Annotated in this window: 16 protein-coding genes; 5 read left to right on the top strand and 11 right to left on the bottom strand. The window is 69.5% G+C overall.

Translation table 11 applies throughout. The features are described from left to right. Window positions 1–152 precede the first annotated feature (152 nt). Genes FEF15_RS01885 through FEF15_RS01870 form a run of 4 tightly spaced genes read left to right on the top strand, consistent with a single transcriptional unit; the run spans window position 153 to window position 3884 of the window. On the top strand, window positions 153–770 hold the full coding sequence (locus tag FEF15_RS01885) for a helix-turn-helix domain-containing protein (protein ID WP_163557396.1): 618 nt from the start codon (window positions 153–155) through the stop codon (window positions 768–770). Further along, window positions 767–1429 (top strand): response regulator transcription factor, encoded by a 663-nt coding sequence (locus tag FEF15_RS01880; protein ID WP_163557395.1) that lies wholly within the window; start codon window positions 767–769, stop codon window positions 1427–1429. The genes FEF15_RS01885 and FEF15_RS01880 overlap by 4 nt, the downstream gene beginning before the upstream one ends. After that, complete coding sequence (locus FEF15_RS01875; protein WP_163557394.1) at window positions 1426–2799, top strand: sensor histidine kinase; 1374 nt, start codon at window positions 1426–1428, stop codon at window positions 2797–2799. Before FEF15_RS01880 ends, FEF15_RS01875 begins: the two co-directional genes overlap by 4 nt. Beyond that, window positions 2796–3884, top strand: a complete 1089-nt coding sequence (locus FEF15_RS01870; RefSeq protein WP_163557393.1) for an ABC transporter substrate-binding protein — start codon at window positions 2796–2798, stop codon at window positions 3882–3884. The genes FEF15_RS01875 and FEF15_RS01870 overlap by 4 nt, the downstream gene beginning before the upstream one ends. 79 nt (window positions 3885–3963) lie before the next feature. On the opposite strand, the gene FEF15_RS01865 is transcribed toward FEF15_RS01870, so the two are convergent. The 9 genes from FEF15_RS01865 to FEF15_RS01825 form a co-directional block, all read right to left on the bottom strand. Continuing rightward, complete coding sequence (locus FEF15_RS01865; RefSeq protein WP_163557392.1) at window positions 3964–5424, bottom strand: sodium-dependent transporter; 1461 nt, start codon at window positions 5422–5424, stop codon at window positions 3964–3966. A 153-nt stretch (window positions 5425–5577) separates the two neighbouring features. Beyond that, window positions 5578–6684: a 4-hydroxyphenylpyruvate dioxygenase gene (gene hppD, locus FEF15_RS01860; RefSeq protein ID WP_163557391.1), complete on the bottom strand. Its 1107-nt coding sequence runs from the start codon at window positions 6682–6684 to the stop codon at window positions 5578–5580. Between the two features lie 284 nt (window positions 6685–6968). Further along, window positions 6969–7277 carry an MTH1187 family thiamine-binding protein gene (locus tag FEF15_RS01855; protein ID WP_163557390.1) on the bottom strand — a complete coding sequence of 103 codons (309 nt, stop codon included), beginning with the start codon at window positions 7275–7277 and terminating at the stop codon, window positions 6969–6971. A gap of 44 nt (window positions 7278–7321) precedes the next feature. After that, window positions 7322–8194, bottom strand: a complete 873-nt coding sequence (locus FEF15_RS01850; protein ID WP_163557389.1) for a hypothetical protein — start codon at window positions 8192–8194, stop codon at window positions 7322–7324. Next, window positions 8191–9435 carry a hypothetical protein gene (locus FEF15_RS01845; protein WP_163557388.1) on the bottom strand — a complete coding sequence of 415 codons (1245 nt, stop codon included), beginning with the start codon at window positions 9433–9435 and terminating at the stop codon, window positions 8191–8193. The genes FEF15_RS01850 and FEF15_RS01845 overlap by 4 nt, the downstream gene beginning before the upstream one ends. Continuing rightward, window positions 9432–10058 (bottom strand): hypothetical protein, encoded by a 627-nt coding sequence (locus FEF15_RS01840; RefSeq protein WP_163557653.1) that lies wholly within the window; start codon window positions 10056–10058, stop codon window positions 9432–9434. The genes FEF15_RS01845 and FEF15_RS01840 overlap by 4 nt, the downstream gene beginning before the upstream one ends. Window positions 10059–10069: 11 nt before the next feature. Then, complete coding sequence (locus FEF15_RS01835; protein WP_163557387.1) at window positions 10070–13735, bottom strand: ATP-binding protein; 3666 nt, start codon at window positions 13733–13735, stop codon at window positions 10070–10072. 135 nt (window positions 13736–13870) lie between these two features. Continuing rightward, window positions 13871–14518 carry an alpha/beta family hydrolase gene (locus tag FEF15_RS01830; RefSeq protein ID WP_163557386.1) on the bottom strand — a complete coding sequence of 216 codons (648 nt, stop codon included), beginning with the start codon at window positions 14516–14518 and terminating at the stop codon, window positions 13871–13873. 90 nt (window positions 14519–14608) lie between these two features. Continuing rightward, window positions 14609–15190, bottom strand: a complete 582-nt coding sequence (locus tag FEF15_RS01825; RefSeq protein WP_163557651.1) for a DUF99 family protein — start codon at window positions 15188–15190, stop codon at window positions 14609–14611. Between the two features lie 28 nt (window positions 15191–15218). Here FEF15_RS01825 and FEF15_RS01820 point away from each other — a divergent pair, with 28 nt between their 5' ends. Then, a complete protein-coding gene (locus tag FEF15_RS01820) occupies window positions 15219–17171 on the top strand; it encodes an ATP-dependent DNA helicase RecQ (protein WP_163557385.1) in 1953 nt (650 codons plus the stop codon). 60 nt (window positions 17172–17231) lie between these two features. Here FEF15_RS01820 and FEF15_RS01815 read toward each other — a convergent pair whose 3' ends face one another. Next, complete coding sequence (locus FEF15_RS01815; RefSeq protein ID WP_163557384.1) at window positions 17232–18713, bottom strand: glutamate synthase subunit beta; 1482 nt, start codon at window positions 18711–18713, stop codon at window positions 17232–17234. Continuing rightward, entirely contained in the window at window positions 18713–23218 is a 4506-nt protein-coding gene (gene gltB, locus FEF15_RS01810; protein WP_205598456.1) for a glutamate synthase large subunit, read from the bottom strand. The genes FEF15_RS01815 and gltB overlap by 1 nt, the downstream gene beginning before the upstream one ends. Window positions 23219–23286: the final 68 nt, after the last annotated feature.

The following is a 23286-nucleotide window of genomic DNA, read 5'->3' as shown; positions in this document are numbered from 1 at the left end:
GGACGCTGTCAGCTGGCTTACAATTCTGTAAGGCAGAACAACGTTCTTCAGGATGAAAAGCTAGGCGTCTGCCAGGGCGGCGTCAACGCTTTGCGCATGAATTGCGACGAAAGTTCAACGCTGCCCCTCACGCTACCAGAGGCACGACACTCATGGCACAGGACCGCGTCGAAGCCGTGGAACGGGCACTGACGGTGCTCGAGACCTTCGACTCCCCCCAGGAGGCCTTCAGCCTGGCCGAACTGGCCCAGGTCACCGGCTTTTACAAGAGCACCCTGCTGCGCCTGCTCGGCTCACTGGCCCGCTTCGGCTATGTGCAACGCGCCGCCGACGGCCGCTGGCAGCTCGGCCCCACGCCGCTGCGCCTGGCTCGCCGCCACCCGCCCAGCCTCCACCTGGCCGCCCGGGTACAACCACTGCTCGAAGGCCTGGCCGCGGACACCGGCGAGACCGCGGCCCTGCTGGAGGCCCAGGGCGGCCGGGTCGAGGTCCGTCTGGCCGCCCTGCCCGAGACTTCGCTGCGCCACGACCTGCGCCCCGGCAGCCGCTGGCCGCTGCGCGACGACGAGAATCCCTGTCCCGACTTGCCCGGTGGCCGCATGGTCGTGCAGCGCCTGGCCACACCGCCCGGCGAACCGCCGCGCTGGCTGGCGCTCTCCGGCCCGGCCGGGCGCCTGGTTGCCGAGCAGGCCAGTGTCGCCCTGGCCACCGCCGAGCAAGCGCTGGCCACCCGTCCGGGCGAGGCACGTACCGCGGAGGCCGCGCCATGAACTTGCTGCTGGTGGAAGACGACCGGCTGCTGGCCGAGACGCTGGTGGACGCCCTGACGCTCACCGGCTACGCGGTGACGCACCTGCCCGAGGGCGACACGGCCCGGGCACGGCTCACCGTTTCCGAACACGGCCACGACCTGGTGCTGCTCGATCTCAACCTGCCCGGCGCCAGCGGTCTCGAGGTGCTCGAGACGCTGCGCGAACACGACCGCGACACCCCGGTGCTGATCCTCACCGCCCGCGGTGCCGTGCAGGATCGCGTGCGCGGGCTCGACCTGGGCGCCGACGACTACCTGGCCAAGCCCTTCGCCCTGGACGAGCTGGAAGCCCGGGTGCGCGCCCTGCTGCGGCGCCGCGGAAGGAGTCAGGCGCTGCAGGTGGGTCCCCTGGCCTTCGACGGCCTGGCCCAGCGCTTCACCCTCGACGGCGAGACGCTGGCCCTGCCACCCCGCGAGCAGCGCCTGCTGGCCTGCCTGATGCACCACGCCGGCGAGCCGGTGGACAAGGCGCGCCTGGCCGATGAGGCCTTCCAGGGCGAGCCCATGGGCGCCAACGCCATCGAGGTCTACGTGCACCGGCTGCGCAAGCGCCTCGCCGACAGCGGCGTGGCGCTGCGCACCGTACGCGGCCTCGGCTACTTGCTGGAGGGCGTGTGACGCGCGGCGACAGCCTCTACCGCCGACTGCTCACCTGGCTGCTGGTGCCGCTGCTGGCCCTGGGCGGGCTGATGGTGGTACAGGCCTGGCTGGAGGCACGACGCACCGCCGATCGCGCCTTCGACCGGCTGCTCGAAGCCGCCAGCCTGGCCATCGCCGAGCAGGTGCAGTGGCAGGACGAGCGCCTGTGGCTCGACCTGCCCCCGGCAGCACTGGAGATGCTCGCCACCGACGCCGAGGAGCGCGTCTTCTACAGCCTGGTCGATCGCGAGGGTCGCCGCGTTACCGGCAACGCCGAGCTGCCCGGCGACCCCCGGGCAGACAGCGCGGGCGGCGACACCCTGCTCTACCGCGACATCGCGTGGCAGGAGCTGGCGCTGCGCCAGGGGGTGCGCCGCTCGCAGCTGGAGGACTGGCGCTTGAGCGAGCCCTTCGAGATCCGCGTCGCCCACAGCCGGGAGGGGCGCGACGCCCTCGCAAGTGAACTGCTGCGCGCCAATCTCGCCTACATCCTGGCCATGGCGGCACTCGCCGTGGTGGTGCTGCTGACCGCCCTCCGCGCGGCCCTGGCGCCGCTGACCCGCCTGCGGCGTGCCATCCGCGCCCGCGACCCGCGCACCCTGGCTCCGCTCGACCTGCCGCTGCCCCGCGAACTGGCCGAACTGCGCGAGACCCTCAACGAGTTGCTGGCGCGCATGCGCCGCGTGCGCGCCAATCAGGAACGCTTCATCGGCGATGCCTCCCACCAGTTGCGCACCCCGCTGGCCGGCCTCTCGGCCCGCGCCGAGCTGGCCCTGCGCCACGACGAGCCGACCCGGTGGCGCGACGCGCTGGTCGCCATGCAGGCCACCAGCGCACGCACCGCCCGGCTGGCCATGCAGCTGCTTTCGCTGACCCGGCTGGACAACCCCGAATACACGCCGGAACTCATCGAGCTCGATCTCGCCGAGGTAGCGCGCCAGGCGGTGCGCGAGCACTGGACCAGCTGTCACCGCGACGGCGTCGACCTGGGCGTGGAGAGCGACGCCACCGGCGTTCGCGTGCGCGGCGTCGAGTGGCAACTTGGCGAGGCACTGGGCAACCTGATCGACAACGCACGCCGCTACGGCGCCCGGCACATCACTGTACGCACCCGCGCCAACCCGCCCACCCTGGCGGTGGAGGACGACGGCCCGGGGATTCCCGAAGCCCGCCGCCTGCTGGTACTGCGCCCCTTCCACCGCGGCCATGACGACGGCGACGGTTCCGGTCTGGGCCTGGCCATCGTCGACGGCATCGCTCGCGCGCACGGCGCCCGGCTGCAGTTGGCCAGTGGCGAACACAACCGTGGCCTGGTCGTCTCGCTGACCTTTCCCCGGGAGGCCTCATGAGCCTGCACGCCCTGCGGCGCTGGACCGGCGCACTCTGCCTCGCCCTGTGGAGCCTCGCGGCCAGCGGCGAGGAGTCACTGCACCTGCCCGCCGCCCCTGACGCTGGCCCGTTCCAGCCGCTGGTCGTCCACGCCGCCCTGGACCTGCCCCAGGCGCGCCCGCTGCTCGAGGCGTTCCACCGTCGACACCCGCATCTCGACATCACCTATCGCAACCTGACCACACTCGAACTGCATCAGCGCTTCCTGGAAACACCCGACGCCGCCGACGTGGTGCTCTCCTCGGCCATGCCGTGGCAGTACCTCCTGGCCAACGATGGCCACGCCCAGCCGCTGGACAGCGACACAGCCCGCGCCTGGCCCGCCTGGGCGCGCTGGCGCAACGAGCTTTTCGCCTTCACCTTCGAGCCCATCGTCATGGTGGTGCACCGCGACTTCACCGAGCGTTTCGGCGCGCTCGAAAGTCACGGCGACCTGCTCGAGCACCTCGCGACCCACCCGCGCGCTCTGGCCGGGCGCGTGGTCACCTACGACCCGGCACGCAGCGGGGCGGGCTATACCTACGCCATCGAGGAGTCGCGCATCTCGCCGCGCTACTGGGACCTGATCGCCGCTCTGGGCCAGGCCCGCGCGGCGCTGGCCGACACCACCGGCGAGATGCTCGAGGGGCTGGCGGAAGGGCGCTACCTGGTAGGCTACAACCTGTTAGGTAGCTACGTGCGCGACGCCGTGGCCGCCCTCCCCGAGCTGGCCGTGGTGGTGCCCGAGGACTATGCCCTGGTCACCCAGCGTCTGGCATTCATCCCGCGCCAGGCACCGCATCCCGAGGCGGCGGCCCTCTTCCTCGACTACCTGATCGGCGAGGCCGGCCAGCGCACGATCGCCGAGCATACCGAGCTCGGTGCCGTCCATCCGGTGCTCGACGGGCCGGGCACTGCTGCCGCCTTGCGTAGCGAGCTGGGCGACGCCCTGCGCCCCATCGCCCTGGGGCCGGGCCTGCTCGCCACCCTCGACGATCTCAAGCGTCAGGCCCTACTCAGCCGCTGGCAGCGCGAGTTCGGGCGCCAGGGACCGGCATTCCGCTGATATTGTGCCCCTTGCGGGCCCCAAAAGGCCTCGCCCCCGCACACGGGCGGGGGCGAGGGGGACCAGAGAGCGGCACGCATCAACCGGCCAGGGTGCGACGCAGCCTGGGGCTCGCCAGTTCACCGATCACGCTGATCGCTACCAGCACCGCCGCGAGCCACGGCCAGTGGGCGCCGAACTCGATGCGGGCGATGCCCAGCGCATCGACGAAGATCACCAGGATGCCGAGCGGGCTCACGTAGCGCACCATGAAGAGCCACAGCGCGTGCCAGCGCGGCGAGAGGCCCAGCTCGTCGCGGAAGGTCGCGCTGTTGAGCACGAAACCGGCCAGCAGCACCATGCCCAGCCCGCCCAGCGGCATCATCCAGCGCGAGGTGAGGTAGTCGAGCCAGTCGAAGAAGTGGCGGCCGGCGAGCGTCCAGTCGGCACCGACGTTGAACGAGAGCATCGCCAGGGTGCTCACCAGCCACAGCACGATACCGGTGCCCCAGGCCGCGGTGCGCCGCGAGACGGCCTTGTTGTCGACCAGCCAGGAGACGGTGGCCTCGACCATGGAGATCGCCGAGGTGAGCGCCGCCATGGAGAGCATGACGAAGAAGAGGATGGCGAAGAGCCCGCCCAGCGGCATCGCCTGGAAGGCCAGCGGCAAGCTCATGAAGAGCAGCCCCGGGCCCCCTTCAGGGCTCATGCCATTGGCGAAGATCACCGGGAAGATGGCCAGCCCCGCCATCAGCGCCACCAGGGTATCGGCGATGGCCACCGTGACGGTGGTACGGGCGATCGACGCCCGCGCCGGCAGGTAGCTGCCGTAGGTGAGGATCGCCCCCGAGGCCAGCGACAGAGTGAAGAAGGCGTGGCCAAGGGCGGCGAGCATGCCGTCGCTGGAGAGGCTCCCTGCATCGAAGACGAACAAAAAGCGCAGTGCGTCGATGAAACCGCCGGAGAACATCCCATAGCCGATCAGGATCACCAGCATGACCACCAGGCCCGGCATCATCCAGCGCACGCTCTTCTCGATGCCGGCCTGCACCCCCTTGCCGACGATCAGCATGGTGGCCAGCGTCACCAGGGTGCTCCAGAAGCCCAGATTCAGCGGGTTCGCGTTGTTGGCGGCGAAGATGGCCGCCATGTCGTCGACGCTGGCGCCGGCCAGCCCGCCGCTCACGGCCTTCCACAGGTAGGCGAAGGACCAGCCGGCCACCACCACGTAGAACGACAGGATCATGAAGCCAGCGAGCATCGCCATCCAGCCCAGCAGCGACCAGAGCGAGGAACGCCCCGATTCGGTGACCACCCGGCGCACTGCGTCGATGGGGCTGCCGCGGCCACGCCGGCCAAAGGCGATCTCGGTCATCATCACCGGCACGCCCACCGCCAGGATGCACGCCAGGTAGATCAGTACGAAGGCGCCACCGCCGTGCTCGCCGGTGATATAGGGGAACTTCCAGATATTGCCCAGGCCGACGGCGGAGCCGGTGGCCGCCAGCACGAAGCCCCAGCGGCCGAGCCACTGGGCGCGAGGTTGTTGGGGAGTCGTCATTACGTCACCAGGGAATCGTTGTTATGTGCCGATGCAGCAATATGCACGGCTCTATTCGGGTATTGCAATGGTATTTGTCATTATTTACCACCTAATCAGTGATGCATCCTGACGGTGGACAAAAGCCCCCGCCGAGAAGCGGGGGCGATACGCTCAGTCGTCCTTGAGGACGCCGCGGCGAATCTGATCCTCCTCGATCGATTCGAACAGCGCCTTGAAGTTGCCCTCGCCGAAGCCGTCGTTGCCCTTGCGCTGGATGATCTCGAAGAAGATCGGGCCGATCACCGTCTCGGTGAAGATCTGCAGCAGCACGCCCTCGTCCGGGCCGCCGTCGATGAGCAGGCTGAGCTCGCGCAAGTCCTCGACGTTCTCTGCGTGGTTGGGCACCCGCTGGTTCACCTTCTCGTAGTAGGTGTCCGGGGTGGAGAGGAAGGTCACGCCGTTGGCCCGCAGCGCCCGCACCGTCGCGTAGATATCGTCGGTGGCCATGGCCAGGTGCTGGATGCCCTCGCCGTTGTACTCACGCAGGAATTCGGCGATCTGCGAGGTATCGTCCGCGGACTCGTTGATCGGGATGTGCATCTTGCCGCAGGGCGCGGTCATGGCGCGGGAATGCAGGCCGGTCTTCTTGCCCTTGATGTCGAAGTAGCGATTCTCGCGGAAGTTGGCGATCTCGGTGTAGAAATCCGCCCAGGGATCCATGCGGCCGCGGTCGACGTTGTGGGTCAAGTGGTCGAGCACCTTGAGGCCCACGCTGTTGTCGCGGGGCGAACGGCCAGGAATCGCCTCGAAGTCGATGTCGTAGATGGTACGGCCGGCGTCGTCGACCTGCTCGTCGACAAAGTAGAGCAGCGAGCCACCGATGCCCCGCACCGCCGGGATGCCCACCTCGCCGGGGCCGACCGGGTTGTCCACCGGCTCGGCGCCGTGGGCCACGGCGTAGTCGAAGGCCTGCCGGGCGTCGGCCACCTTCCAGGCCATGGCGCAGGCGCTGGGACCGTGGACACGGGCGAACTCGGCGGCGTGACTGTCGGGCTCGGCATTGAGCACGAAGTTGACGTTCTCCTGCTGGAACAACGTGACCTGCTTGGAGCGGTGCCGACGGGTCTCGGTGAAACCCATACGCTGGAAGAGCGCACGCAGTTCCTCGATGCCCTCAGCGGTGGGCGCGCTGTACTCGACGAACTCGAAGCCATCGGTGCCGATGGGGTTGTCGCGGGTGATGGGCTGCACGCTGTCTTTGATGGCGGGCGCGTTCATGAATGCCTCCAGGGGTCTGTTGTTGTGAAACGCTGGCTGACGACGCCGCCGCGACGGCGTCGATTTGCCCCCAGACTAGTGCCGGCCCCGCCTCGACCGGAATGCCTGCCTGGTGGTAATCCGACCCGCCAGACACCGCATTGGGCAGCCTTATTGTAAAGAAATCGTGACACCGTGCGCCGCGCTTGCTTACCGCCTGCCGGTGTGGCGAAAAACCCTGACAAGGCGTAACGAAATATTGACACCCAAGCAAGACAGCTTGCCACTCGCGAGGGATTCGCTGGTCACGACCGGTTGCGCAGCTTCTCCTCCACGCTTTCTACCTTGTCGGCCATGGACTGCTCCCGGTCGGTCCGCGTGCCCAGCTTGAGGGTGGTGGTGATGCGCGGCGCGCCCATGTCGTGCACCACCTCGTGGCAGCGCTTCACCACCGCCATGACCTCGTCCCAAGGGCCTTCGATGTTGGTGCCGTAGGCGTGCATCTGGTGCGCGAGACCGGACGCCTTGATCACCCGCTGGCAGGCGGCGATCTCCTCGGAAACCGAGACGCTGCCGCCCAACGGCACCACGCAGAGATCGATGATGACGTGCATGAGAAATCCTCCTTGCAGCATGGAAAAGGGTGTAAGCCCGGCTCTCAGCCGAGCGGCACCAGGATCAGGTCATGGTCAAACCACTGCTGCTTCAAGCCGCGCTGCTCTTCCACCAGGATCGACAGGTAGGCCGGCAGGGGGTGGCCAGCAGGCCGGGCGGCAAAGCAGCGGCGCAGCACGGCCTGGGCGTTCATCTGCCCGGCCGGCAAGTGACCGGCGGTGGCGTGCGCTTGCAGCCACTCCAACGGCGGCAGGAGCAGGTGCGTCGCCTGGCTGCCGAGGGCGATACGCACCCCTTCGGCATCGAAATCCCCCGCATAGACCTGCGGTTTCCCCGTCGCCGCCCACGCCTCGGCCAGCTTGGCGGAACCGCCGCCATAGTGCTTGTCGCCGCGATACGCCACCAAGGGGCAGGGCCAGTGGCTCAAGGCGGGAATCCCCGGCTCGAAGGCGTAGAAACTGTCTAGGTTCTCGACCTGCACCAGCACATCGAAGGTCTCCAGGCTGATATCGCGCCAGTCGATATCGAGAACGTCGCGGGCGCGTGCCGCGATGCCAGTCCGGGGCGCACCAGCAGGCAGGCTGGCCAGCACCCGGTGCTCGCGCGGCGACTCACGCACGCTCTTCTCCTCGCGGGTGCCATGACGGGCCTGCTCGGCGCTGGTCAGGCCGCGCAGTTCGATGCTGATGCCTGGCTCCCCCAGGGCGGCCAGGGTGTCGTCGACCTGGGCCAGCAGGTCCCGATCGAAACGCAGCCGGGCGTGGGTCAAGCATGCGCCCAGTTCGATATCGTGCGCCGCACACCAGGCGACGACCTCCCCCACCACCGGGGTGCGACGCTTCTCTATGCGAGGCTCGCGCCGCAGCGATTGGGCGACATCGCGAAGCAGGTTTCGCGCGCGCGGCGAGAGACTCATGGCTCCGCCTGCAGCTCGAGGCTGACGTCGTGGATCAGCCGCAGGTGGTTGAAGGGGCTCGCCTGGGTCTCCTGCTGGCGCAGTCGGAAAGCACGCTGCTCGCCTCTCGGTAGGCCCTGGTACTCGGCGATCACCTGGAAGAGCCATATCTCCTCGCCCCACTCAAGCTCGCCCTCCTGCAGGTACGCCAGCGCACTCACCGACTCGCCGCCGCGGTCCACCACCGTCAGGTAGAAGCGCTCCACGTCCTCCTTCAGCGCCTGCTGGCGAGCGGCCACCAGGGTATCCTCGTGCAGTGCGGCGGCACCGGCGGCGGTGACGGGCTCGGGACGCTGAGCGGGCCTGGGCAAGTGGTGAAGCAGCTCGGTGAGCACGCGGGCGTCGGGGGCGTGATCCAGGGCCACGGCACCCGCGGCAATCACCGGCGCGGCGCGGTTGACCAGCGCCGGCACCTCGCTGCGCCGGGCGTAGTTGCCGGGCACGAAATCGGGATGCTCGCGCAGGAAGGCGGCCATCCCGGCTACCAGACGGCTGCGCGACTGCTGCTGGCGGAAGCGCGCCAGCAGTTCGATCATCCGCCGCTGCACCTCGCGCAGGCTGGTGTAGTGCTGGGTGAGCTGGTGCTGAAGCCCGCTGACCAGCAGCTTGCGCAGGGCACCGTCGCTGCCCACCAACTCGATCAGCTCGTCGAAGTCGATCAGCGCCAGGCCGTCGAGCAGGCGCACGATCTGCTTCTGGGCGCGCTCGTTCTCGCGGATCTTGTCGCCCAGGCGGCTGACGAAACCGAAGTCGCTGTTGAGACGTCGCCACAGGCTGTCGATGGCATCGGCGAAGCGGCCGTTGAGATCGTCCACCTCCTGACGCAGGCGCAACAGTTGCTGCTCCTGACGCCAGTACTCGCCGGCATCGCGCGCCTCGCGGTAGCTCTGTACCAGGCTACGCAGGAGCTCCAGGGTCTCGGCGACGTCGGCATTCACATGGCGGCGGGTCTCGTCGGCGAGCATCTCGGCGATCAGCTCGCGCACCTTGGGGGCGAGCTTGACGCCACCCTGTTCATCGGGCCGCCACAGGATGCGCGCCGCCAACAGCCGGTTCAGCGCGGTGGTGCTCAGCCCCTCCAGGGGCACCTCGTCGCGGGCATAGCCGGCCATCAGGGCCTCGGCGTGCTTGCCGAGCAGTGCCAGGCGCTCGACACCGGTGCCGATCAGGCGGCTCTCCAGGACATGGGCGTCACCGCTCACAGCAGACTCTCCTGGCTGCTGGGAACCGCCTCGTCGACGGGCAGATTCTCCTCGTCGCGGATGAAGCGCGCCAGGTCGACGAGGTAGTCGATCTTGGCGGTGACCACGAAGTACTGCCGATCGGCATGGGGCTGCATCAGGTAGCCGTGCTCCTTCAAGCGCTTGAAGACCTGCTTGATCTGGGCGTCGAGCTGGTCGCTCTGGGAGCCGAAGAAGGGGTCGGTGGCCAGGCGTTCCAGGCGCTCGCGCAGCCCCTGGTTGTCCTCGCAGCGCGAGCTGAAGTCGGCGGGCTTGAGCACGTCGCCGGGGGCGGCCAGGCCGTCGCGTCCCAGGGTCTCCTGCACCAGCTGCAGCCACTCCAGCAGCGGCAGCAGGCTATTGACGGTGTCCGCCAGCTGGCGCGAGAGCTGCTCGCGGGCAGCCTCGTCGAGCTGACGCCAGGCCAGGAAGTAGACGCTGCCTTCGTCGTTGGTCGCCAGGCGACGGTTGAGCGGGCGCAGGTAGGCGTCGAGCTGCTCGCGGGTCTCGTCGTCCTGCAGGCGACGGAAGGCGGTCTCGTCGCTGATGGCACAGATGAACTCGCCGGCTAGCAGGCGTTCCAGCAGGGGGCCCTGTTCGATCATTGAGCGCTCGATCATGAGGCAGCCTCCTCGGCACGGGCCTGCAGGCGCTGCGCCAGGCGGCTGAGGCGAGGTTCGATACGCTTGAGACGACGCTTGCCAGGGTCGGCCTCGTCGCGGTCGATCAGGTAGCGGTTGTGGAACAGCAGCAGCACGTCCGACTCCGGGTTGGGGAAGGCACCGACGATATGGATGCGGTTGTTGTCGCAGGCATCGAACAGCTTCTCGACGTTGTGGTAGGCCAGGGTGCCGATCTCGTCGATGGGCCAGTGGATGGCGACCTCTGCCTGGCCACGCAGCAGCCGGGTGAAGGCGAGCAGGAACTTGCACAGGATCAGGTAGGCCATGCCGTGGCTGGAGGACTCCAGCAGCTGGCGGTCGTTGCGAATCACCAGGTCGGTGCCGCCCTCGTTGAGGTGCAGTTCCAGGCGCAGCAGGCTCTCGAAGCTGTACTGCTGGTCGCTGCGCAACAGCTCCACCACGTCGGCCAGGGCGTCGAGATAGTCGTCGCCGGGCAGCGGCTGACCGGATTCGCGCCACTCGCGGTAGCACTGGGCAAAGCGCTTGAGCGGCTCCCAGAAGCCCAGCTCGTCGATGGTCGACTGGATCTTCACCTCGGCGCGGCCGATGCCCTCCAGGCGCAGGTCGTCGGCCACCTCGTCGGAGAGCCGCCGGCTCTGGGCGCTGATGCGCCGGTTGAGGTCGCGAAACACGGTGAAGAACTTGTCGAGGTCATCGCTTAGGTTGCGGCCCTCCTGCAGCAGTTGCTGCTGCTGACCCTCGAGGAGTTGGAGCATGTCGCGCAGCACGGCCAGCAGACGCCGCGGGCTCGAATCCTCGAGCTTGGCGCGCTCGGCCTCCAGGGCATCCTGAAAGTCGCTGCTGGCGCCCTTGACCAGATCGACCTCGATCTTCTCGCAGCCGCGGCGCAGCTCGTCGAGGCCCCGGGCGTGGTCCGCCAGCGCCTGGCGAGCCCGCTCGATGCGCTCGTCAGCGTCGCCCGGCGCCTCACCGAGGGGCTCGGGCGCCGGCTCCAGCACCAGGGACTCGAGCTTGTCGAGCAACGGCGCCAGGGTCTCGACCAGTGCCTGCTCGGCATCCCGGCGCCCCTTCAGCTCGCCGATCGCTGCCTGGTGCTCGCTGCTGGCCGCGCGGAAGTCGGCCTTGTGCTGCTCGCGCTCGCGCTCGGCGGCCTGGCGTTCACGGGCGAGCTCGGCTTCCTTCTCCACCAGGCGCGGCTTGCGCTCGCCCCACTCTACGCGCATGAAGTGGCGGTACTCCCTCAACTCATCCTGGCGATCGGCGGTCTGGCGAATGCGCTTGCCCAGCGCCTCGAGGCGTGAGCGGGTCTCGCCAAGGCGCAGCGTGTCGACGCCCTGTTCTGCCAGCTCGCGATCGAAGGCAGCCTGCAGCTCCTCGCGCTGGCGGCGATTCTCCTCCTTGAGTTCGGCGAGCTGGCGGCGGTGCTGGGCAATCTGCTGCTCGAAGCTGGAAAGCCGGCCTTGGTGGTCGGCAGTAAGCTCCAGGCGCTGGGCGCGGTGGGTCTCGGCGAGCGCTTCCAGTGCCTGGTGCTGCTCGTCGCGCAGCGCCTGCTGCACGGCCTCCTGCTCTTCGAGGGCCTCGCGGCGGGCGCTCTGGCGCGCCTTCTGCGCGGCGGCTTGGCGCTCCTGGCACTGGCGGCGAGCCTGCAGGGCGTACTCCACCTCCTCGGCGGCGCGGCGGCTTGCGCTGCGCGCGCGATCGAGACGTGCGGAAGCCTCCTGCACGCGCTCATGGCGCACCTTGAGGGCCTTTTCCGCCGCCTGAACCGCGGCCTGGGCCGCGTTCAGCGACTCCTCGGCGGCCTCGATCTCGGCCAGCAGACTGACCTCGTCCTGGGCGTAGTCGGGCAGCGCGATGGCGGCCAGGTCCAGCGCCAGGCCATAGAGGTCGTCGCTGGCGGCGTCGTTGAACTGCGGGGCGAGGTCACGACGCTCGAGCAGCTCTGGGGCGATCACCTTGCCCAGACTCTGCTCCCAGCCCGGGCGGTGGTGGCGCAGGAATTGGCGCAGACTGCCCTGGGCAGGGTCGCGCTGAAGCAGCAGGGCGTCGCGATGGGCCTCGGCCCGGGAGCGCTGTGCTCGGGCCAGCTCCAGCTCGCGATCGGCGGCCTCCCGCTCCTGCTTACGCTCGTCGAGCTCGCCGCGCACACTCTCGAGGGTGGCCGCCGCGGCGCTCTGCTCGCTCTGGGCCTGGTCGAGGCGTGCCTGAACCTGCTCGGCCTCGCGCGCTTCTTCCGGGGTCTGGGCACTGTGGGAGAGCTGGGCCTTGAGCTCGGAGAGCCGGGCGGTGCCCTGTTCCAGGCGGCTGCGGTAGTCGTCGTCCAGCGACTGGCGGCGAGCCTGGTAGTCGGCGTCCAGGCGGCTTTCCGCCTCGCGCTGCTGCTCGCGGCACGCCTCCTTCTCCTCGCCCAGGGCGTCGATCAGCGCCTGGATCTCGTCGCGACGCTGTTCGAGCAGGTCGCCCAGCTCCACCAGGCGCGCCTCCAGCCGGGCCTTGCTCTCCTTGAACGCCTGCTCCATGAGGTCGAGGTGGTCGCGTAGCTGTTGTTGCTGCTCGCGCCACTGGGGCAGCGCCTTCAGGTCCTGTTCGAGGCCCGGCATGTCGGCCGCTTCATACTCCTCGAAGCGACGCTGCAGGTCATCCAGGTCATCGCGGGTCTTGTCCAGTTCGCTGTCCAGCTCGCTGACGCGGTCGTTCAAGGCGTCGCGGGTCTCCTGGTAGGCCTGCTCACGGGCCTGAAAGTCGCGCTGGCGCGACTTGATCTGCGCCTCGAGGTCGGTCCGGCTGCGCTCGGCTCGGTGGCGGTCGGCCTCGAGCTGGGGCCTGAGCTGCCACAGCGCGGCCTCGAGGTCGGCGATCTCGCGGTCGAGGCTCTCCAGGCGGGTCAGCGACTGCTGCAAGGGCTCCAGGCGCATGGACTGGCGCATGCGGGCAATCCACTCCCGCGCCTTGGTGTTGCGGATACGGGTCACCGGCAGCTCGACGCCGTCCTCCTCGAAGATCGCCGCCAGCATGGTCTTGAGGGTGTCCATCTTGCCCTCCTTGGCGTGCACCGCCGAGACCAGTTTCTCCATGTGGCGGATGCGCTGCCCGGGACGGACCAGGCTGAAGCGGGCGGCGACCTGGCGCAGACGCAGCCCCTCGCGGCTGTTGCCGTGGTGCTGGGTGAAATCGTTCTGGATCACCGAGCGGTATTCCGAGGTGGCGCCAAGCTTGGGTGACACCGTGACTCCCTGGCGGCGCAGGCCGTTGGCCCACTGGGCGTAGTCCAGGGCGCTGACACCGGCCTCGCTCGCCACCAGATAGTCCTCGGGGCTGTAGGGCGCACCCACGAAGCGGTACTCCACCCCGCCCTCGCTCTTGCGGGTCAGCACCGCCTGGCAGACGTCACCCTCCTCGCGACGATACTCGTAGACCAAGTAGCTGTTGCGGTGCGGCAGATAGAAGGCATCGAACTTGAGGCGGGTCTTGGGCACCACCCGGTTGGGCAGCTCGCCGTAGAAGACCGGCACCAGGCGCTGCAGGGTGGTCTTGCCCGAGGCGTTGGTGCCGCAGATGTTGGTGTGGCCGTCCACACTCAGCTCCACCACGCCCTCGAGGTGGCCGTGGATCATCACGATACGTAACAGGTGGGCCATGCCGCGTCCTTGATGGTTTGACATCTGAAACGCCTATCTTGCCAGAGAGAGGGCGCAGCGGCATGCACGCCAGGCACAACGGACACCGAGCCCCGGCCAAGCCGGCCAACCAAGGCCCGCAGGGGCATGGAGAAGTCACAGGTGATCGAGGAAGAAGCCCGCGGCGTGCTCCTGGACTTCCTCGAGCTTGCCGGGCTCCTCGAAGAGGTGGGTAGCGCCGGGCACGATGGTGAGCTCGCAGGGGGCGTGCATCTGCGCCCGGGCCTGCTCGTTGAGCTCGATCACCGGACCGTCCTGGCCACCCACCAGCAGTAGCGTCGGGGCCGCCACCCGCGCGAGCGCCTCGCCAGCGAGATCCGGCCGGCCGCCACGCGACACCACGGCGGCGACGCTCTCGGGGCACTCGGCGGCGGCGATCAGCGCGGCAGCTGCCCCGGTGCTGGCGCCGAACAGGCCGATGCGCAGCGCGCGGGTCGCCTCGGCACGGGCCACCCAGTCCACCGCACCGGTCATGCGCCGCCCGATCAGTGGGATGTCGAAGCGCAGCTCGCGGGTGCGCTCGTCGATCACGTTCTCCTCGGGGGTGAGCAGGTCGAAGAGCAGCGTGGCGAGCCCCTGCTCGCTGAGATAGCGGGCCACCTGCTGGTTGCGTCGGCTGAAACGGCTGCTGCCGCTGCCGTGGGCAAAGACCACGATGCCGTTGGCGCCCTCGGGCATCAGCAGATCCCCTTGCAGGGTCGCCTCGGCCAGCTCGATCGCGACACCTCTCTCGGCAATGGTCATGGTTGCCACCCTCGTGTGAGCCGTGAATCCTGAGCCGTGGGGTTGCGTCTCTTGTTTCAGTGTAGAAAGCCGGCCCCCTTCGCCTCCAGCTCAGGTCCGACCGCGGCTCTCCCCGGTGGCCAGGGCGCCGGCGATCAAGTGCGCGGCGCGCAACGGTTCGGGAATCGCGCCGTTGACGGCCGTGGCACGCAGCACCTCGGCCGCCTCCTCGCGGTCGAGCCCCCAGCGCTGAACATGGACCCCGCCCAGCGGCTCCATGGGACCCAGCGCCTCGATCGACGCCCACTTGCCTTCGCCCTCGGCGATGTGGTTCAGCAGTGCGTCGCGCATGGCCTCCCGGCGCGGCGCCCGGCGCGCCACCACCAGCACCGGCAGCCCCAGCTCGGCGGCGAGCCGCGGCACGTCGATGACGTTGAAGCCGGCCAGGGCAATGCCCTGCAGCAGCACCAGTTGCAGGTGGGCGGCGAATTTCGAGTCGCGCACCAGGCGCACCAGCTCGCCCGTACCGTCGCTGCCGTCACGCTGCACTCGACCGGTGAGCACGCCCTCGAGGCGAAGCCCCGAGTAGACCGCGCCCACGACGGGCACCTCCCCGCGATGCCCGCGGGGAAAGGGGCCGTCGTCGAAGCCGACGATATGCGAGAATGCGCGGGGTCGTTGCAGGCTCACCATTCCCCCCATGGCCAGGGAGTGCCATCCCATGATCCAGCAGACATTACAGCAGGTCTTCGGCTACCCCGACTTCCGCCCCGGCCAGCGCCCGGTGATCGAGGCAGTGGTGGAAGGCCGCTCGGCGGCGGCGATCTTCCCCACCGGCTCGGGCAAGTCGCTGTGCTACCAGCTGCCGTCCCTGCACCTGCCCCACCTGACGCTGGTGATCTCGCCGCTGCTGGCGCTGATGCAGGACCAGCTGGCCTTTCTCGCCCGTCACGGCATCGCCGCCGCCAGCCTCGACTCGGGCCAGAGCCGCGAGGAGGCCGCAGCGGTGATGGCCGGGGTGACGCGCGGTGAGATCCGCATCCTGATGGTCTCGGTGGAGCGCCTCAAGAACGAGCGCTTTCGCGCCTTCATCCGCCGCGTGCCGATCTCGTTGATGGTGGTGGACGAGGCGCACTGCATCTCCGAGTGGGGCCACAACTTCCGCCCCAACTACCTCAAGCTGCCCGACTACCGCCGCGAGTTCGCCATCCCCCAGGTACTGCTGCTCACCGCCACGGCCACCCCCAAGGTGATCGCCGACATGCGCGACCGCTTCGATATCGCAGAGAGCGACGTCACCGCCACCGGTTTCTACCGCGACAACCTGTACCTGGAGGTCGCCCCGGTGCCGGCCGAGACGCGCCCGCGCGCCTTGGTTGAGTGGCTGCGCCCGCGGCTCGCGGCCGACACGCCTCAGCCCACCATCGTCTACGTCACCCAGCAGCAGACCGCCGAGCGCCTGGCCGCCTACCTGAACAAGGCGGGACTTGCCGCCACCGCCTACCATGCCGGGCTCGACGGCGAGCGCCGCGATGCCATCCAGCGCGCCTTCATGGCGGGCGAGACGCCCTGTATCGTCGCCACCATCGCCTTCGGCATGGGCATCGACAAGAGCGATATCCGCAATGTGGTGCACTTCGACCTGCCCAAGTCGATCGAGAACTACAGCCAGGAGATCGGCCGCGCCGGGCGTGATGGCCAGCCATCCGACTGCCTGATGCTGGCCGGCCGTGACCACCTCCATGTGCTCGAGAACTTCGTCTACGGCGACACCCCGGAGTCCCACGGTATCCGCCGTGTGATCGACGAACTGCAAAGCGCCGGTCGCGAATGGGAGCTGGTGCTCAACCGCCTCTCGCAGGCCAGCGACATCCGCCCGTTGCCGCTCAAGACGCTGCTCGTCCAGTTGGAGCTGCGCGGCATCATCGCCCCTCGCTACAGCTACTTCGCCGACTACCGCTTCAAGCTCGGCATCGAGCCCGAGGCGCTGGTCGCCCGCTTCCAGGGCGAACGGCGCGCCTTCGTTCAGGCAATCCTCGACGCAGCCAGCCAGGCGCGCACCTGGTACAACCTCGACTTCGCGGTCCTGGACCGGCTCGGCGCCGAGCGCGGCCTGGACACCGCCCGGGCCCGGGTACTCACCGCCCTGGACTACTTCGTCGACCAGGGCTGGATGATGTTGGAAAGCAAGCAGATGACCGAAGTCTACGCAGTGCTGCGCGACGACCTCGACGCGGCGGCGCTGACCGATGAACTGCATGGCTACTTCCGCGACAAGGAGTGCGCCGAGATCGCGCGGCTGCACGCCATGCTGGCGCTCTTCGAAGCCGACTCTTGCCTCTCCCGTCGGCTAGCCGAATGGTTCGGCGACGACCGCACCCCCGAACGCTGCGGCCACTGCTCGGCCTGCCGCGGCCAGGTGGCCAAGCTGCCCGCGGCCGCACCGGGCGAACCGCTGGAGTGCCACGACTTGGCAGCGCTGTGCGAGCCCTTCCGACAGCGCCTGGTCGAGCACGGCGACGCCCACCCCGCCACGCCCGACCGGCTGGCGCGCTTTCTGTGCGGCCTGACAAGCCCCCTGCTCACCCGCCTCAAGGCGCGGCAGCTGCCCGGCTTCGCGGCGCTGGAGGCTTACCCCTACGCCGCGGTGCGAGCGCGGCTGGCCGCCGGCTGAAACGACCCTGCAATCGGAGAAAGCTGATACCGCGCCGGGGACAGGGCGCAGAGGAGATCATCAGCGCTCGTCATCGGTGGGCGGCGTCAGCGTCTCGAGGCTCGGCGGCAGCCGCGAGTCGCCCATCAGGTAGCGGTCGATGTGGCGGGCGGCGTCGCGCCCCTCACCGATCGCCCAGACCACCAGCGAGGCCCCGCGGCGAGCGTCACCGGTGGCGAAGACGCCATCGAGCTCGGTCATCATGGTCGCGTCGGCAGCGAGCAGGCCACGCTGGCTCAGCACCACGCCCTGCTCGCCCAGCCGCTGCCCCTCGGTGCCGGCAAAGCCGATGGCGATCAGCACCAGCTCGGCGGGCAGGCGGATGTCCGCCTCGAGCACCGTCTTGTCGACGCGCCGCCCCTGCTCATCGAGGGTCCAGCGCACGCGCTCGGCGCTGAGCGCGTCCACGGCGCCGTCGCCATTCTCGTCGACAAAGGCGGTGACATCCAGCGCGTAGAGCGCCCGGCCACCCTCCTCCAGGGCGTAGGTCTGCTCGAAGGTGCGCGGCTGCCAGGGCCAGGGGTTGTCGGCGGGGCGCGACAGCGGCGGCTGGTCGCGCACGCTGATCTGCGCCACGTCCGCCGCCCCCTGGCGGTGCGCCGTGGCCACGCAGTCGGCACCGGTATCGCCGCCGCCGAGCACCACCACCCGCTTGTCCCGCGCGTCGATCATGGCCCCTTCCCGCCCCGCCTGGCGGCGGTTCTCGGCGGTGAGGTAGGTCATGCCGAAGTGGATGCCGGCCAGCTCGCGCCCCGGCACCTGCACGTCGCGGTGCGCCTGGGCGCCGGTCGCCAGGCATACCGCGTCGAAGCGTCCGCGCAGCTCGGTGAGCGTGAGGTCGCGGCCCACCTCGACGCCGGTGCGAAAAGCAATGCCTTCGCCGCGCAGCTGCTCAAGGCGCCGCTCGACCTGAGACTTGGCGAACTTGAAGTCGGGGATGCCCAGGGTCATCAGCCCGCCCAGCGCCTCGTCGCGCTCGAAGACCGTCACCGCATGGCCGGCGCGGTTGAGCTGCTGCGCACAGGCGAGCCCCGCCGGCCCGCTACCCACCACGGCGACCTGCTTGCCGGTGCGCCGCGCCGGCGGTTCGGGGCGAATCCAGCCCTGCTCCCAGCCACGGTCGACGATCGCCCGCTCGAGGCTCTTGATGGCCACGGCGTCGGCGTTGTAGGCGAGCGTGCAGGCCGGCTCGCAGGGTGCCGGGCAGGTGTAGCCGGTGAACTCGGGGAAGTTGTTGGTGGCGTGCAGGCGGTCGAGCGCCTCGCGCCAGCGGCCGCGATGCACCAGGTCGTTCCAGTCCGGAATCAGGTTGCCGATGGGGCAGCCGCCCATGCAGGCGGGCACACCGCAGTCCATGCAGCGCTCGCCCTGCTCGCGCAGATGCTCTTCGCGCCAGCTCGGCGCATAGATCTCGCGGTAGTCGCCGATGCGCTCGCGTGGGTCGCGCTTGCCGATGGGCGCGCGTGGGTGCTTGAGGAAACCGTCGGGATGGTTCTCGTCCATCAGGCCACCTCCCGGGCCGGCGCCGGCGGGACGACGCGGATGTCGCGCCCGCGGGCGAGCTCACGGTTCACCACCTCGGCATAGGCCTCGGGCACCACCTTGACCAGCGTCTGCACGGCAGCAGGCCAATCGTCGAGCAATGCCGCCGCGCGGCGGCTTCCCGTATAGGCCAGGTGGTTCTCCAGCAGGCGCTGGACCAGGGCGATGTCGCGCTGTGCCGTCACCGCTTCAAGGCCGACACGATCAGGGTTGATGCGCTCGGCAAGGTCACCGGCTTCGTCGAGCAGGTAGGCCTCGCCGCCGCTCATGCCGGCGGCGAAGTTCTTGCCGCAGGGGCCGAGGATCAGCGCCACCCCGCCGGTCATGTATTCGCAGCCGTGGTCGCCGACGCCCTCCACCACGGCCAGCGCCCCGGAGTTGCGCACGCAGAAGCGCTCGCCGGCCAGGCCATTGACGTAGGCCTCGCCACTGGTGGCGCCGAACAGTGCCACGTTGCCGATGATGACGTTGTCGTCGGCTGCAAAGCCGGCCGCTGGCGGAGTACGCACGCTGAGCCGCCCGCCCGAGAGCCCCTTGCCGACGTAGTCGTTGGCCTCGCCGGTGAGGTGCAGGCTGATGCCACGGGCGACGAAGGCGCCGAAGCTCTGGCCGGCGGTGCCGGTCAGTCGCACCTCCAGGGTGTCGTCGGGCGGCAGGTGGGCGCCGCAGCGATTGACCAGCGCCGATGACAGCAACGTGCCGACGCTGCGGTCGCGGTTGCACACCGACGCCTCGAGGCGCACCGCCTCGCCGCGCTCGAGCGCCGGCGCCGCCTCGGCGATCAAGCGCTGGTCGAGCTTGTCGTCGAGCTGGTGGTTCTGCGCGCGCACCTGGTAGGGCGTGTCGTCCGAGGTCACGCCGGCGAGCAGCTCGCTGACATCGAGGTCGATACCGCGCGGGTGGGCCACCTCGCGCCGGCGCAGCCGGTCGACGCGCCCGATCATCTCGCGGACCGTGGTGAAGCCCAGTTCGGCCATGATCTCGCGCAGCTCCTCGGCGACGAAGCGCAGGTAGGTGACGATGTGCTCGGGGGCGCCGTCGAAACGGGCGCGCAGTTCGGGATCCTGGGTCGCTACCCCCACCGAGCAGGTGTTGCAGTGACACTTTCGCAGCAGCAGGCAGCCCACCACCACCATGGGCGCGGTGCCGAAGCCGAACTCCTCGGCCCCCAGCAGGGCAGCGATCGCCACGTCGCGACCGGTCTTCATGCCGCCGTCGACGCGTACGCTGATCCGCGAGCGCAGGTCGTTGGCCATCAGCACGCGATGGGTCTCGGCGAGACCCAGCTCCCAGGGCGTGCCGGTGTGCTTGATCGAGGTCTTCTTGGCCGCCCCGGTGCCGCCGGCATCGCCGGAGATCAGCACCGCATCGGCGCGCGCCTTGGCCACCCCGGCGGCGATGGTGCCGACATTGGCCTTGGAGACCAGCTTGACGTGAATCTCGGCGTCGGGGTTGGCGCACTTGAGATCGTGGATCAGCTGCGCCAGGTCCTCGATGGAGTAAATGTCGTGATGCGGCGGCGGCGAGATCAGCCCCACCCCGGGCACCGTGAAGCGCACCTCGGCGATGGCTTCGTCGACCTTGCCGCCCGGCAGCTCGCCACCCTCCCCCGGCTTGGCGCCCTGGGCCATCTTGATCTCGATCTGACGGGCGTTGGCCAGGTAGTGGGCGGTGACCCCGAAGCGCCCCGAAGCGCACTGCTTCATGGAGTTTTCCGCCTCGGTGCCGAAGCGCTCGACCTGCTCGCCTCCCTCGCCGCTGCCGGCCTTGCCGCCGATGCGGTTCATGGCCACGGCCATGGCCTCGTGAGCCTCCCGGGAGAGCGCCCCGAAGGACATCGAGCCGGTGCCGAAGCGCGGCAGGATCGCCTCCACCGGCTCGACCTGGTCGAGGGGAATGGCGCGCGACGCTCCGTCCTCCACCTCGACATCGAAGGCGAGCAGGCCGCGCAGGGTCTGCAGGCTGGGAGTCGGGGCGTTGGCGAGTTCGGCGAAGCGTCGGTAGCTGGCAGCGTCGTTCTGGCGCGCCGCCTGCTGCAGGTAGCCGATGGTGCTCGGGTTCCACTGGTGCCACTCGCCGTCGCGGCGCCAGTAGAAATCGCCGCCCTGGCGCAGCTGGAGGCTGCCGGCGATGCGCTGGCTGTAGGCCACGGTGTGGGCCTGTTCCGCCTCTTCCGCGAGGGTGTCGAGCCCCACTCCGTAGAGGTGCGCCGGGGTGCCGGCGAAGCAGTCGTCGACCAGCTCTCTGTCAAGGCCGATGCACTCGAAGACCTGCGCGCCCTTGTAGCTCTCCAGGGTGGAGATGCCCATCTTGGCCATCACCTTGAGCAGGCCGTCCTCGAGGGCCGCCCGGTAGGCATGACACGCCGCCTCGGGCGACGCCACCTCGCGCAGCGCCTCTTCGAACTGCAACCGCTCCAGGCTGCGATAGCCGAGCCACGGATAGAGCGCATCGGCACCGTAGCCGAACAGGGTGCAGACATGGTGCACGGCGTAGGGCTCGCCGCTGGCCAACACCAGCGAAGCGCGGGTGCGCTTGCCGGCGCGAATCAGGCCGTGGTGGACGGCGCCCACGGCAAGCAGCGACGGCACCGCCACGCGCTCGGGCCCCACGCGCCGGTCGTCGAGCACCAGCAGGGTGGCGCCGGCGTCCACGGCGGCCTCGGCCTCGCGGCGCAGGCGAGCGATCACCGCGGCCAGGCCCTCGCCCGGTGGATGGGTGGTGTCGAGCGTGCGTGCCACCAGCCCGTCGCGATCGAGGGCGGCCAGGGTGGCGAACTCACGGTCGTCGAGGATAGGGCTGTCGAGGCGCAGGCGCCGGCAGTGCTCGGGCGTCTCGACGAGCAGGTTCTGCTGGGCGCCGAGGTGGGTTGTTAGCGAGGTGACCAGCGCCTCACGCAGGTAGTCCAGCGGCGGATTGGTCACCTGGGCGAATAGCTGGTGGAAGTAGGCGAAGAGCGGCTTGCGATGCGCCGAGAGGGCCGCCAGCGGGGTGTCGTTGCCCATCGCCCCCAGCGGATCCTTGCCGGACTCGGCCATGGGGCCGAGCAGAACGCGAAGCCCTTCCAGGGTGTAGCCGAAGGCGCACTGGTGGGCATCCAGCGTAGCCGAGTCGAGCGGTTCGATGGCCGGTTCCGGGGCAGCCGCGGCGAGATCGGCGAGCGCCACTCGGTGGCGGGCCAGCCAGTCGCCGTAGGCCGCGGCGCGGGTCAGGCGATCGAAGACCTCCGCCTCGGGCACCAGGCGCCCCTCGCGGGTATCGGCGAGCAGCAGCTGGCCGGGTCTGAGTCGCCCCTGCGTGACAATATCGTCGACCGGGGTGTCCAGGGTGCCGGACTCGCTGGCCATGATCAGGGTGTCGTCGCGGGTCACGCAGTAGCGGCAGGGACGCAGGCCGTTGCGGTCGATGACCGCGCCCACGCTCTCGCCGTCGGTGGCCACCACCAGCGCCGGCCCGTCCCACGGCTCCATGAGGGTGGCATGATAGTCGTAGAAGGCGCGGCGCTCCGGCGCCATGGCGGCATCTTTCTCCCAGGCCTCGGGGATCAGCAGGCGCAGCGCATGGGGTAGTGAACGCCCACCAGCGAGCAGCAGTTCCAGCACGTGGTCGAAGTCGGCGGAATCGCTCTGCTCGTCCTCGGCGAGAACCGGCTTGATGCGCTCGATGGCCTCGCCGAAACGCGGGCTCGCCAGCTGCGCCTCGCGGGCGCGCATCCAGTTGACGTTGCCGCGCAGGGTGTTGAACTCGCCGTTGTGAACCAGCGTGCGGTAGGGGTGGGCCAGCTCCCAGGCGCCCAGGGTGTTGGTGGAGAAGCGCGAGTGCACCAGCACCAGGGCGCTTTCCACCCGCCCATCGCCCAGGTCGGGGTAGTAGCTGGCCAACTGGGCGCAGGTCAAAAGCCCCTTGTAGACGATGCGGCGCCGATCGAGGCTGCAGAGATAGAAGAGCTCGGCGCCCTCGCCGCCCAGCCCCTGGTCGCGCACGCGATTCTGTATCTCGCAGCGCAGTACGTAGAGGGCGACATCCAGCGCCTCGGGGGCCAGCGGTGTCTCGGGGGCGATGAAGGCCTGCATCACCACCGGCTCGGACGCCAGCGCGGTGCGCCCCAGGCCGCGGTTGTCGGTGGGCACCCGCCGCCAGGCGAGCAGGCGATGGCCAAGCTCGGCGGCAGCCGCTTCCATCAGCTGCTGGATGGCGTGGCGGCGCGATTCGTCGCGGGGCAGAAAGCACTGGGCGACACCATAGGTGCCGGCTTCGGGCAGCTCGGGCACCTCCTCGGCGAAGAAGCGGTGCGGCACCTGCAGCAGCAGGCCGGCGCCGTCGCCGGTGTTCTCCTCGGCCCCGCGGGCGCCGCGGTGGTCGAGGTGGCGCAGCATCCGCAGCCCGTCCGCGACCAGCGCATGGGTCGCCTCGCCGCGCAGGCTGACCAGGGCGCCCACGCCGCAGTGGGCGTGGCCGTGTCGCAACTCATTTCGCAACTCTGGGGAGGTCTTGCCAGTCTTGCCTGCCGGGTATCGCATCAACGTCGTTACCC

The sequence above is a fragment of the Halomonas sp. NO4 genome, assembly GCF_010994375.1.
GTDB lineage: Bacteria > Pseudomonadota > Gammaproteobacteria > Pseudomonadales > Halomonadaceae > Halomonas.
This window is presented reverse-complemented; position numbering and strand designations above follow the sequence as displayed.